The sequence below is a fragment of the Paenibacillus sp. MER TA 81-3 genome (assembly GCF_023713585.1).
Lineage (GTDB): Bacteria > Bacillota > Bacilli > Paenibacillales > Paenibacillaceae > Paenibacillus_B > Paenibacillus_B profundus.
In genome coordinates, this window is record NZ_JAMAWB010000002.1 from 449349 (window position 1) to 458605 (window position 9257).

12 protein-coding genes and 1 pseudogene are annotated in these 9257 nt (G+C 38.6%); 1 reads left to right on the top strand and 12 read right to left on the bottom strand.

Annotated elements, in window-relative coordinates; all coding sequences use genetic code 11:
* Positions 1-995: 995 nt before the first annotated feature.
* Both M3650_RS04465 and M3650_RS32500 read right to left on the bottom strand, forming a co-directional pair.
* Positions 996-1721, bottom strand: a complete 726-nt coding sequence (locus M3650_RS04465; RefSeq protein ID WP_251572711.1) for a hypothetical protein — start codon at positions 1719-1721, stop codon at positions 996-998.
* 56 nt (positions 1722-1777) lie between these two features.
* A pseudogene (locus tag M3650_RS32500) lies at positions 1778-1912 on the bottom strand (ADP-ribosylglycohydrolase family protein); the annotation flags it as partial.
* Between the two features lie 625 nt (positions 1913-2537).
* Between M3650_RS32500 and M3650_RS04470 the strand changes: the two are divergent.
* On the top strand, positions 2538-2921 hold the full coding sequence (locus tag M3650_RS04470) for a S41 family peptidase (RefSeq protein ID WP_311295021.1): 384 nt from the start codon (positions 2538-2540) through the stop codon (positions 2919-2921).
* On the opposite strand, the gene M3650_RS04475 is transcribed toward M3650_RS04470, so the two are convergent.
* The 10 genes from M3650_RS04475 to M3650_RS04510 form a co-directional block, all read right to left on the bottom strand.
* Positions 2911-3204 (bottom strand): RNA polymerase alpha subunit C-terminal domain-containing protein, encoded by a 294-nt coding sequence (locus tag M3650_RS04475; RefSeq protein ID WP_251572770.1) that lies wholly within the window; start codon positions 3202-3204, stop codon positions 2911-2913. The two genes, M3650_RS04470 and M3650_RS04475, sit on opposite strands and share 11 nt — an antisense overlap.
* Positions 3205-3365: 161 nt before the next feature.
* Positions 3366-3950 carry a GNAT family N-acetyltransferase gene (locus tag M3650_RS04480; RefSeq protein WP_251572715.1) on the bottom strand — a complete coding sequence of 195 codons (585 nt, stop codon included), beginning with the start codon at positions 3948-3950 and terminating at the stop codon, positions 3366-3368.
* Between the two features lie 127 nt (positions 3951-4077).
* On the bottom strand, positions 4078-4698 hold the full coding sequence (locus tag M3650_RS04485) for a formylglycine-generating enzyme family protein (protein ID WP_251572772.1): 621 nt from the start codon (positions 4696-4698) through the stop codon (positions 4078-4080).
* Positions 4699-5141: 443 nt separating this feature from the next.
* Positions 5142-5264, bottom strand: a complete 123-nt coding sequence (locus M3650_RS32505; protein ID WP_369011091.1) for a hypothetical protein — start codon at positions 5262-5264, stop codon at positions 5142-5144.
* Positions 5210-5335 (bottom strand): hypothetical protein, encoded by a 126-nt coding sequence (locus tag M3650_RS31790; RefSeq protein WP_285848292.1) that lies wholly within the window; start codon positions 5333-5335, stop codon positions 5210-5212. Before M3650_RS31790 ends, M3650_RS32505 begins: the two co-directional genes overlap by 55 nt.
* A 657-nt stretch (positions 5336-5992) precedes the next feature.
* Positions 5993-6442 (bottom strand): GNAT family N-acetyltransferase, encoded by a 450-nt coding sequence (locus tag M3650_RS04490; RefSeq protein ID WP_251572717.1) that lies wholly within the window; start codon positions 6440-6442, stop codon positions 5993-5995.
* 276 nt (positions 6443-6718) lie between these two features.
* Positions 6719-7171 (bottom strand): GNAT family N-acetyltransferase, encoded by a 453-nt coding sequence (locus M3650_RS04495; protein WP_251572719.1) that lies wholly within the window; start codon positions 7169-7171, stop codon positions 6719-6721.
* A gap of 223 nt (positions 7172-7394) precedes the next feature.
* Positions 7395-7889, bottom strand: a complete 495-nt coding sequence (locus M3650_RS04500; RefSeq protein ID WP_251572721.1) for a hypothetical protein — start codon at positions 7887-7889, stop codon at positions 7395-7397.
* Between the two features lie 248 nt (positions 7890-8137).
* Entirely contained in the window at positions 8138-8656 is a 519-nt protein-coding gene (locus M3650_RS04505) for a hypothetical protein (protein ID WP_251572723.1), read from the bottom strand.
* Between the two features lie 181 nt (positions 8657-8837).
* The gene (locus M3650_RS04510) at positions 8838-9125 is read right to left on the bottom strand and encodes a DUF6933 domain-containing protein (RefSeq protein ID WP_251572725.1); all 288 of its coding nucleotides are present in this window, start codon (positions 9123-9125) and stop codon (positions 8838-8840) included.
* Positions 9126-9257: the final 132 nt, after the last annotated feature.

Below are 9257 nucleotides of genomic sequence, written 5' to 3' on the forward strand. Positions count from 1 at the left end.
TGAACAGTACTTCAATAAATTCGAGAATTTTTACCTGATAACCTCCAACATACTTCATTCCTCTATGAAAACGCTTAAATCTCATTACAAGCTATTCTGGAAAGTAAAATATATCTACAGGGGTTTAAAGATGCCTTACATCTTTTTAACGAAGTACATATTGCTTAGTAATAAGAGCCTTTGAGGCTCTTATTACATATTTGACCCTGTCGTATAACGTTCTTGTATCTACGAGCCTGTGAGGCTTAAGGCGCTCCGCGCCGGGTGCGACGGACTTCGCCTCGCAGGGTTGTTCGCTAACTTGACTTCTCTGCTTACCACATCTTGCGAACCAAGGGCGTAGTCCGTAGCGTAGATACGGTGTTAGATGATGGGGATGCCTTCTCTGTGTTGCCAACAATGTATTCTCTTCTTGATTCTTTTTTCATGTTTTTATTTTCTCAGAAATTCATCTCTCACTTTGATACATACATTTCCTTCTGGTATTATATAAGTAATAAAGACTAAGTGCGCTAACACTTGGTCCATACAATTGGCTTGGATGGTTTTTCCTTCTTAGTCAGTTGGGAACGAAAACCCACCTTCGGCTTGCAATCTTAGGGTGGGTTTTTTACTTCTTCTTGTTGTTATCGATATAAGTTAAAAGTGCAAGAATTTACCTTTTCTTTCACCTGCGCACAAGTGTTCTTATTCATTATGGATATTAGTTTTCAAGATTTTATGATGTTGTTTCAGTCTGCATCCCTTTCGTATAACGTTCTCTGTATTCACGAACCCTCACCGACTTAAGGGCCAACGGCCCGGGCGCGACCGCGCTTAGGTGGTGAGGGTTGTCTCTGAGTTCACCTCACCTCGAAAAGCCTCTGCAGACAAGGGGGCGAAAGCCCTGCAACGTGAATACGGTGTTATGTGATGGGCCTGACATCTGCGAAAATTCCCCATTACTCTCTTCCCCTAACTCCTGAGGACACTCTGAATTTATTGAATTAAACACCTTATGTTTCTGAAAGCTCAATTAATTCATTTATCTCATTCTCTGGCAGCAATATGTTTCCGCAATATACTCTGTCTGAATGGAATTCCCACTCACCATATGCAACCATAATACTCTTACATTTAAATTTTTTCACTAATGCCCACACTCCTAAATCCCCTTGTGCACTAGCTTGAAATAAAATCCAATCGTTATATTCAGTCATATATGGTTTTCCAAAAAATTTAAAATATCCTAAATATCCTTCTCCGTCCTTTTGTGTGAATTTATCAGTGATCATTTCTAAGCGTATTACTTCTTCGATCTTAATATTTATCCAAGCTCTTTCTTCATTTTTAGAAATAATACTTTCAAAACTGCACTTAATAATTGCTGATGAATCTATTTCATTTGGATGTTCCTCCCATCCGTTAAAACTTGATAGAGCAGGTCTGAACAAAGTCCAAAACTTTTCTCCAACTGACATATTAAAAGGAAAATGCACTTGTACTTTTTTCATCTCACCAGCTATTGGGGGGATTGAAGTCCTTTCCCAATTCCTAATACTCAGATCTGGTACATCTTGCGAAAAATTTGACCATTCCATAACATCTTCATACGCAACCATTTCAAAACCTTTTTTATCATTCAAGTTTTTTTCCGGTACTTGTTTACATGCACTACATATAAAAGTTAAATTATCAAATTCCATAACATTACCTACTTTTAATTTAATTTCCCTAGTCACTTCATGAATTGATGTTTTATTTGGTTTTTAAATTTACAGGCCTTTCACATAACGTCTCACATTCTATAATGCTTTCGCATTAAACAAAAAGTTAATGAACTATCGTCTGACCATGTACCAGGAGGCTGGCCATGAGAGCCATATCCGATCATCTCTACTATAGGCTCTGCAATAAGAGCTTTCCTAGACCGAAATTCGGCAGGTACTCAAAGTGCATCCCCTACGCAAAGACCAAGTATTCCAGCCTGTACTTTATCCATGCCAATGTCTCCTCCAAGTAATTGAGACGTCCGAATAGAGCCATCACCCTGCGTCATGAATGTTATGTTATCCAATCTCCTTGCCTTTTCGATCAACTTCCAACCCTTTCAAGTAATTCTATTCGTATACCATCTAATTCTTCTTCTTTTTCATCCTTGTCGGTGCGTTCAGCATTCTATGTAAATCAGGTTGCAGCTCTTTTAACTCCCCTTTATCTTTACCTCCATCACCGTGGCTTGTTGATTGCCTACAATATCAGTTGTTTCACGGATACCCTCACCTTCATAAGTAAAATGATTATACCCCATATTTCCAATAGTTAGGTCATATAGATTAATTCTATGTTCATAACCTTTTCCAAAAGCTTATGTAGTCCCCAAACTCACCATCTTCATCTTTCATGCAATACTCTGCATAGAAGATCTTATCTATTATCTTTTTGTTATTATCATAGAGCGCATAGGGATAGCGAAGAAAGCTACTCTTCAAGCATACGACGATAACTTCCAAACATTAATAAGGGCATCCACAGGAGGTGAGGCGATCGAAGGTGACATATTAAACAACGGCTATGGTTATTTAAAAACACACTACTTTCCGATGTCCGTCTTATCAAGCCCCGAAAAAATCCTCGAAGAAAAATTGCAGCAGTTCCAAGATAACCATGTGAAAGGCTTAATTATTGATCTGCGCGACAATAAAGGCGGTTATGACCAACTAGTCGCTAACATAGCTGGATATTTCGTAAAGGAAGAACGATTTTACGAGGTTACAAGTTACTATAATAAATTTACGAAGAAATTTGAGATTAACCATAACGAAACTCGTAAGATCATCCCGACAAAACCTTCGTATGACGGAAAAATAGCTATTTTAATCAACAGCCAAACGATAAGCTCCGGGGAAGGACTGCCTCTCGTTTTATATGTTAGTTTTTAAATGATAATCCTTTTTCTTGCAAAGAAGCCCTAAGTTTAGGTAAAGATGCTGGTCCCATACCGTGAAATTGCAAGATCTCTTTTTCACTATACGTTGAGAGCTTTTCCAGAGAGGTTATTCCATTTTGTTCCAATGCTCGTCTAGCTGGTGCCGAGAGAAGTGAAAGAAATCCTGTGTCGGGTTTGCGTTCTTGCTCGCAGATCGGGCAGGTTGGGCAATCGCTACTTTTAAAGTATTGGTGTCCTTTGTTGCAAGTTCTTGTATTTTTGCTTGAAGTTCCCATTTTCAATTGTCATCCTTCCTTAAGAATTAGTTCGTATGTACGGTGGTCTAGGTTACGCTACGACTAACGTTGTTGAATTCACGAACTCTCACTGGCTTAATGCGCTTGTGCCGAGTTCGACGGACTTAACCAGTGCAGAGATGTCTGCTGGATCCTACTACTTATACAGTTATTGTTCGTTTCTCATTCTCTATAAATTCATCCTTGGTTAAACCAAAAAGGATTAGGTCAAGATACTGCCCCTTTGTGTATATTACCTTACGTCGAACTCCTTCTTGGATACAGCCAAGCTTCCTCATCATGGTTGCAGAGGCTTCGTTTCCTTCGAGTACATAATCATTGAATTTATTAAGACGTCGCTCGTAAAAGGCGTATCTTAATAACATTCTTACAGCTCTTGTACCGTAACCTTTACCTCGATGATCCTGATCAATTTGTATACCTATACTGAATGTACCATTCTTTTCATCAATGCTATTTAAATTTATTCCTCCTACGTTTTCACCTTTTACATTTTCAATAGTAAACATAATTCGTCCGGTGCCTGATGAAAAATCTGAAAATGTCTCAACGAATTTCTTTGCTTCTGCAATCGTCGGTGGCAGTTCAACCGCACATTCTAATAAACGACGAGCCGTCGAATCAAATCGATTATAATAATATCCCTCCCAATCTTCGGGCTGGGTTGCACGCAATCTAATCTCTTCGTCTTGCCAAAAATAATTGGTATAGTCTATTTCTTTCATTTCTATTCCCCCAAAGAGTAATTTACGAGATTTGAAAAGTGGCTTCACCATTTAGCCTCGCAGGGTTGTTCGTTGATTCCACTTCCTTGAAATGCCTCTGCGAACCGAGTGATAGTGTAGCTGACCGTTAAAAAGATTTGGCAAGACGGAAACCAAGGTCATCTATGCTAAATGTCGGATGGCTGCGTCGACGACACGACGCCCCGCACCCCCTGGCCTCTTCAGCCCAGCTGCCTCCTCGAAAAATTCGATAGGAACCGTACACTTGTTCATCATAAATATCCCAACACCACTCCCAAACATTCCCTAACATATCATACAGCCCCCATGCATTGGGTTCCTTTCTTCCCACTTCATGGACTTGGCCTTCTGAATTCTCATTGTACCAGGTAATCTTATCAAGCTCTCCGTATCTATAGCCAGTAGTCCCTGCTTTACATGCATATTGCCACTCAGCTTCTGTAGGAAGTCGATAGCCGTTTGACTCCCAATCACAAATCATGCTTTCGCCATCATTACTTATCGAATAACACTCTTTCAGTCCAGCTCTCTGTGAGAGTAGATTACAAAAAGAAATTGCTTCATTCCAAGAAATATTCACGACCGGTTTTTGATCTCCGACAAAAGAATGAGGTGTTTGATTTGTAACAGCATCGTATAGACCCATAGTTACGGGATACCGTGCAAGAAGAAACGGTCTTATTTCAGTTTTCCATTTTCTTTTTTTCCACGTTGGAATTTGCTTGATCTACTAATAATCCCTTCATTACTCAATCTGTTCCTAACGATAAATGATATTTACTAACTGTATGGTCGGAATAGGTATCAGATGTATTACACCCGATGATGATCAACAAGACCAGCACGATAGCAACCAGGCGTTATGAATGGGTATCATCTCTTTTCAATGTTGATTCCAAATAGGGGACGAATCGCATTTTTTTGTGATATATAAACCATCAAAAAAGTAGGGTGAAATTTTGGAGTTTCCAAGCTAAGCATTATTTTATCTCTGTCTTAATAGGAACTAATGAATCTATCCTGCTCTTCGCTCTACTGGATGGGTAAAAGCACAGTTGCTAGTTTCATAACCCTTCCGCCGTTAAGAGAATTTCAGAACTTGGTACAGCCCTCAAAAAAACACTTGACCGCTGTACCAAGTTCTGAAGTAGGGTTTCAAGGCGGTAAGGGTTATTGTGCTCGGATTGCTCCGAGCATCGGAAGCCGGAGTTTATTGGCCGTCATGTAAACCATCGAGATCAAATTTTCAACATTTCGGTAACCTCTAGATCGCCGTTTAGCAGCTTGAACCAGACCGTTAATTCCTTCGAGTAGCCCGTTGGACATTCCTCACGGGCTGCTGCATTGACTGGCATCACTGCCATCAATCGCATCGCCCATGCTTCAAAAAGCCATGTAAAATAAGACAGCGCCCGAGCTCATTTTACTGGCACTTGCGTCACCTTGTTGCACGATCTGCATTTTACTCGTGGTAATCTGGCATGCATGAAGGTTTTCTAATTCCAAAAGTCGAGGTGTCTCCATTGCTTCTTCTCGGTATCATATGCCTTATAAGCAGATCCGCACAAGGGACAGGCGAGTATGGTTCCTCGCTCGAAGTCGATGTACAAATGCCAAGCTTGATCTTGGCATTCAAATTCAATATGTGTGAGTTTCCAGGGTTTTTCCACCTGTAAAGCTATAAGCTATATTGTAGGTTTAATTCCCAGCTGATTGGTTACTTCATCTAAATCAAAAGAATCTCCGAACAGACTGTAATATGCGTTTACTTTTGTTTTTTCCTTCAGAGCTCTTCACCTCAATAATATTGACCGCGTGGATTTGAGATAACGTTCTTGTATCTACGAGCCCGAGAGGCTTAAGGCGGTTCACGCCGGGATCCGATGGACTTAGCCTCGCAGGGTTGCTGATCCGCTTCTCCTAAAAACCTCATGCAGACCAAGGGACCGTCAGGTCTCGCAGCGTGAATAATGTTAGACGATTACTGTGCCATCCCTGGAAAACGCCATAAAAGAATAAGTCTATAAAGTCTTCTCAAAAATGTATAGGTCATCTTCTTCTCTAACTTTGGTGAACCCGCACTTTGTATAGAAATGATGATTCTTGACACTCCAGCTAGGAGTATCAAGCCACCATTTAGTGCTATCCGGAAAGCTTATTTCGATTTCTTTCATTACTTTCATACCGATTCCTTGATTCTGAAAGTTTGGATCAATAAAAATTCTTCCTAGATTATGTACTTGATTGCTTTCTATAAATATCAAACCCCCCCCTATTATTTCTCCATTAAAGAGCACCTTGAAATATTTACAATTTTGCATCATCTCTTCTTGCCAACCTACGGAATCATATCCTAGTGGACCACCGATTTCGTTATTATTGAAATGTTTTGATTCTTCATCAAAGCTGGCCTTTTGTATTTCAGCAAGTTTTTGTGCATCATTTTTTATTGCTCGTTCTAGTATCAACATTTGATACACCTCCATTAATGTGATTTATATTAAATTATCTTTTTTGTTTTTGATTATTTTATCTTGCACAGGTTTCGTCTAACGTTCTTGCATTCACGAACCCTCACCGACTTAAGCGCCAATGGCCCGGGCGCGACCGCTCTTAGTCGGTGCAGGGGTGTCCGCTGAATTCACTTCCCCGAAATGCCTCTGCGGACCGAGGAACCGTCAGGGTCCGATGCATGAATGTTTTGTTATCTGTAGTTACCGGCATCTCGAATTCACCTACATGTATCTTTATAATTTCAAGCAATAAAGAACTTCGTCGTCTACGATTTTACCTGTATTTTCAAATCCAAATTCTCCATATAGTTTTTTTGCAGAATGGTTTTCTGGATCAAACGATAAATATATTTCTGAACATTCCTTGTTCTTACTCATCTCTTTAATGATTAGACTTAGTGCCTTTCTACCGAAACCTTGACGTTGAAATTTATAGTCAATCATAATACGGCATAATTCAAAACAATTATCCTCCTCTGAATATCCATACATTGTAAATCCCACCATTGTATCTTTACTATAAATTGCTTTTGTTATCCATCCTTTTTCTATCTTTGATTGTGCAATCGAAACTGCATTTGAAGCTACAAATTTCTCTACAAGGTAATGATTTTTATCAGGATCAGTCGTTAGAAAAATACATTCTAGCCAGTTTGTTTCGTCTATGTCCTTTAATAAAACTTCCACGAGATCGCCTTCTTTCTAATGTTCTATTGGTAATTGCAGATAACGTTGTTGTATCTACGAACCCGAGGGGCTTAAGGGAGCGCCAGCGATCGTGTCCAATGGACTTAGCCTCGCAGGGTTGTTCACTGAATCCTCTCTCTGCATACAACTTCATGTGAACCAAGGGCAAAGCCCAAAACGTAGATATGGTGTTATATGAAGTATCTGCCTTCTTGAACTACTTTCATAGTGTCTTTGTAATGTTATAATATATTTTTTTAATGTATTTTTGACTCCCATATTGAATTTCTTTTGGATAATCTGCTTTGATTATCTCTAACTTCAGAAAATCATCATAACTCTCTTTTATTTTACTTTTAATATCAGTTTTTGAGTGTAAATCAAAAAGTATATCCCTTATTTGCTTTTCTTGTATAGTTTCGCATCGTACTCCTAACTTCACCATGTTATGTTGATCAGTGAAGTCGTTAAATAAATCTATAAGTATAAAACTATCCATATCATTATTCTTAAAAAAAACAAATACGTCTCCCTTACCAGCTCTATAGGGTCCATTACCGTATGATAAATACACATTATATAATTCCGTAATATTTAAGCTAATATTAAGTTCCTTCATCAATTCTTCTAGATTAGAAGCTCCTAATAGCTCCTCATCTGTGTCATCTATCAACACAAAGAACGGTAGATAAACAGAAAATTCAATATATCTTTTCATTCTTAATCCCTTTCATTGCTTTGGCCTGAAGGCCTAGTTTTTGCGGATATTTCCTATACCGTTTTTGTATTCACGATACCGAGAGGCTTAAAAGGAGCGCAAGCGAATGGGTCCATCAGACTTAGCCTCGCAGGGTTGTCTGCTGATACCCTTCTCCGATTATCATCTGACAGACCAAGGGGGCTTGACCACTGCCGCGTGAATACGGTGTTATGTGAAGTTCTTGCCTTCCTCGAGATAACTATGCATTAATCATCATTTAGGGTGATTTCACTATCAAGATCAAGGGCAACTGTTTCGGAATGAAGTTCTCCTTCACTATCATTCCATGTAATTGTTAAAGTAGTATTTTTATAGTTTTGTTTATCCTTCTTTAGTTCATCATAGGAATACTCACCTGTAACAGAACCTATATCATTTAGATTGTTTAGAATAGCTACTGGTCCATCCTTTGAACTTGCTTCATTTACATAAACTGTCTCGTAATTTCCACCACTATTTATTTCTTTGATTTCATACTTGTAATAGGTGCTATTCTCAATATTCTTTGGATCTCCCTTGTAAACTAATTTCCCATGTCCTCGTAGAATTTTACTTGGAGAGACTATTATTTTGTAATTTTTTACGTCCCAAATTTCCCCCATACCATTAAGATTGTAAACTTGAACACCAGTGTTTAGTGGTTTAATATCCTTAAAATATAAATAACTCCAAATGACATTAGAAATAATTATAATACCTAATAAAAGTAAGATGATTTTTTTCATTTCCCTCTCCTTTGTACTGGCACTCATTTAATGCAAGAATTTCAAATTACGTTCTTGTATCTACGAACCCTGACTCAACTTCTCCGCTTACCTCTTCTTGCGAACCAAGGGGCGAAAGGCCCGCAGCGTAGATACGGTGTTATGTGATGCCAGTGCCTTCCTGAGATACATTCAGTAAGCTTTATGAATATTTTCTTTCCAGGGTTTTCTTGAATACTTTAATAGGTTCTTCATAATCAATTGGTTTATATATCATCGAGTTTAACCAAGCACTCAGATCAAGCGTATGATCAAACTCTGCATTTCTACAATAGAGTGACATTTCAGTCATGGTTCCAAGAACACTCTTAACATTTGTTTTGCCTATGCATACTTCCCCTGCTTCAAATAAATATTTATTGACTAAACTTCTCCTCACTCCCTCTAACAGTAAATATTCTTTCAGTTCTGATATAAATTTCTCTTGCAATTTGACTATATAAGTTGAATTATTGAATCACTTAGAATCTAACACAAAGACGATCGATGATGGACAAGGGATATTTCATGATCTCGTCCATAAACTGCTGAACATTTTTGCGGATTTCGGCGACTGTGTGAT